Origin of the sequence: Micromonospora endophytica (assembly GCF_003236305.1) — a bacterium.
Lineage (GTDB): Bacteria > Actinomycetota > Actinomycetes > Mycobacteriales > Micromonosporaceae > Micromonospora > Micromonospora endophytica.
In genome coordinates, this window is the sequence record NZ_POTX01000406.1 from 1 (window position 1) to 3,242 (window position 3,242).

The following is a 3,242-nucleotide window of genomic DNA, read 5'->3' on the forward strand; positions in this document are numbered from 1 at the left end:
GACGGGGGCGGTGTCGAGGCGGGAGATCCAGCCGGTGACGTCGCGGGCCACGTCCTGGGCGGTCAGGCCGAGATCGGCGAGGATCTGGGCGCGGGAGCCGTGCGGGTGCCAGTCGGCCGGCACGCCGAGGTCGCGCAGCGGCACGTGGACGTCGGCGTCGCGCATGGCCTGGGCGAGGGCGTCACCGACGCCGCCGACCCGGACGCCGTCCTCGACGGTGACCACGAGTCGGTGCCCGGCGGCCAGCTGCACCAGCTCGGCCGGGACCGGGCGGACCCAGCGCGGGTCGACCACGGTGACGCCGTAGCCCTGCTCGGCGAGTCGGGCGGCGACCTCCATGCCCAACTGGCCGAAGGAGCCGACGGCGACCAGCAGCACGTCGGCACGGGAGGACTCGGTGAGCACGTCCACCGGGCCGACCCGGCGTACGGCGGGCAGGTCGGCGGCGACCGCACCGGTCGGGAAGCGGACGATGGTGGGGCCGTCGTCGACGGCTACCGCCTCGCGCAGCTCCTCGCGGAGGGTGGCGGCGTCGCGGGGTGCGGCGATCCGTAGGCCGGGCACCACCCCGAAGACCGACATGTCCCAGATGCCGTAGTGGCTCGGCCCGTCCGGGCCGGTGATGCCGGCGCGGTCCAGCACGAAGGTGACCGGCAGCTTGTGCATCGCCACGTCCAGCAGGACCTGGTCGAAGGCCCGGTTGAGGAAGGTGGCGTAGACCGCCACCACCGGGTGCAGCCCGCCGAGCGCCAGCCCGGCCGCCGAGGTGGCCGCGTGCTGCTCGGCGATGCCCACGTCGTACACCCGCTGCGGGTGCTTGCGGGCCAGCTTGGCGATGCCTGTCGGCTCGGCCATCGCAGCGGTGATGCCCACCACGTCGGGCCGCTCGTCGGCGATGGCGACCAGCTCGTCGGCGAAGACGTGGGTCCACTTCACCACGGGCGCGGCGGTGGCGACGCCGGTGGCGATATCGAAAGCACCGGGACCGTGGAAGCAGTCCGCCTCGTCTTCCTCGGCGGGACGGTAGCCGTAGCCCTTGCGGGTGACCGCGTGCACGATCACCGGGCCGTTGAAGTTCTTCGCCGCCCGCAGCGCGGTCTCGACGGCCGCGACGTCGTGCCCGTCGACCGGGCCGACGTACTTGATGCCGAGGTCCTCGAACATCGCCTGCGGCGCGACCGCGTCCTTGATGCCCTTCTTGACCGCGTGCAGCACCTCGTACATCGGCTTGCCGACCAGCGGGGTCGAGCCGAGGGCGTCCTTGACCGTGTCGAGGACCTTCTCGTACCCGGGGTTCAGCCGCAGGGTGGAGAGGTGGTCGGCGAGCCCGCCGATGGTCGGCGAGTATGACCGGCCGTTGTCGTTGACCACGATGACGAGGGGGTTGCCGGCGGTGGCGATGTTGTTCAGCGCCTCCCAGCACATGCCGCCGGTCAGCGCGCCGTCACCGACCACCGCCACCACGCTGCGCGACTCGCCGCGCAGGGCGTACGCCTTGGCCAGCCCGTCGGCGTACGACAGGGCGGTGGAGGCGTGCGAGTTCTCGATCAGGTCGTGCTCGCTCTCGGCCTGGCTGGGGTAGCCGGAGAGCCCACCACGCTGGCGCAGCTGGTCGAACCCGGCCTGCCGGCCCGTGATGATCTTGTGAACGTATGCCTGGTGACCGGTGTCGAAGAGCAGCCGGTCACGGGGAGAGTCGAAGACCCGGTGCATGGCCAGGGTGAGTTCCACCACGCCCAGGTTGGGACCGATGTGCCCGCCGGTACGCGACACCTTGGCGACCAGGAAGTCACGGATCTCGGCGGCGAGGATGTCCAGTTCGGTGCCTGACATCCGCTTGACGTCCTGGGGACCGTGCACCGCGGCCAGTAGCCGGCCCTGGTTGGCCGTGTCCTCATCAACACTCATGACCGCAGAGTCTATCGGCCCTCGCGCACACCGCAGCCGGTGCAAGGAGGGGCCCCCTGCTAACGCCTGCGGTAGAGCAGGGGCCCCCTGTTAACGCTCATCGCCCGGCACCAGCAGCCCGACCAGCTCCACGTGCTGCGTCATCGGGAAGAGGTCGTACCCGCGCAGGGCCGCCAGCCGCCAACCGAGGTCGCGGAAGACCCGCAGGTCACGGCCGAACGCGGCCGGGTCACAGGCCACGTACGCCACGGCCCGGGGCCCGGCGGCGACGATGTCGCGTACCACCCCGGCGCCGGCTCCCGCGCGCGGTGGGTCGAGCACCACCACGTCGACCGGGCCGGTGAGCCGGCGCCGCGACAGTGCCCGCTCCACCCGCGCCGAGACCACCTCCACCTGGGGCAGGTCGCCCAGGTTCTCCCGGGCCGCCGCGACCCCGTCACCGGCGGACTCGACGAGGGTCACCCGCCCGCCGGAACCGACCCGCTCGGCGAGCGCCGCCGCGAACAGCCCGGCCCCGCCGTAGAGGTCCCACGCCCGCTCCCCCGGCCGCGGCCCGGTCAGCTCCAGTACCGCGCCGACCAGGGTGTCCGCAGCTGCCGGGTGCACCTGCCAGAACGACGAGACGGGCAGTTGCCACTGCCGGTCCGCGGCCCGCTCCCGGACCCGCTCCGGTCCACGCACCAGGTCGGTACGCCCCGCCGCGACGGCGACCACCGCCACGTCACCGTCGCTGGAGGCCACCGTCTGCACCGCCTCGGCCTGCGGCCACCGCGCCCCGGTGGCGGGGAGCACCGGCAGTTCCTGGATGGCCGGGTGGGCGATCAGGCACCTGTCGATCGGCACCACCTCGTGCGAACGGTGCTTGAGCAGACCGGCCCGGCCCGCGGCGTCCACCGCGTACCGGACCCGGGACCGCCAGCCGAGCTGGCCGCCCGGCAACGCCTCGACCCGTACCCCCAGCGCGTCGCAGGCGGCCTCGTCGAGGCCGCCGAGACGGATGAGTTGCTCCCGCACCACGGCGGCCTTCCAGCGCAGCTGGGCGTCCGGCGCGACGTGTTGCAGGTCGCAGCCGCCACAGCGCCCAGGCCGGGCGTACGGGCAGGGTGGGGTGACCCGGTCCGGCGCGGCCTCCAGCACCGCCACCGCGTCGGCCCGGACGAAACCCCGGTGCACCTCGGTCACCTCCGCCAGCACCCGCTCGCCGGGCAGCGCGTGCCGGACGAAGACCACCTGGCCGGCGACCCGGGCCACGCAGTGGCCCCCGGGCGCGATGGCCGCCACCGTCAACTCGACCCGCTCGGCCTCCTCCAGGCCGCCCGCCGGCCCCGCGAGCC

Annotated in this window: 2 protein-coding genes; both read right to left on the reverse strand. The window is 73.8% G+C overall.

Going from position 1 to position 3,242, the window contains the following annotated elements:
• Positions 1 to 1,908: 1-deoxy-D-xylulose-5-phosphate synthase (dxs, locus tag C1I93_RS29810; RefSeq protein ID WP_111246576.1), on the reverse strand; the 1,908-nt coding region annotated here is incomplete at its 3' end.
• Between the two features lie 90 nt (positions 1,909 to 1,998).
• Positions 1,999 to 3,219 carry a class I SAM-dependent RNA methyltransferase gene (locus tag C1I93_RS29815; RefSeq protein WP_111246577.1) on the reverse strand — a complete coding sequence of 407 codons (1,221 nt, stop codon included), beginning with the start codon at positions 3,217 to 3,219 and terminating at the stop codon, positions 1,999 to 2,001.
• Positions 3,220 to 3,242: the final 23 nt, after the last annotated feature.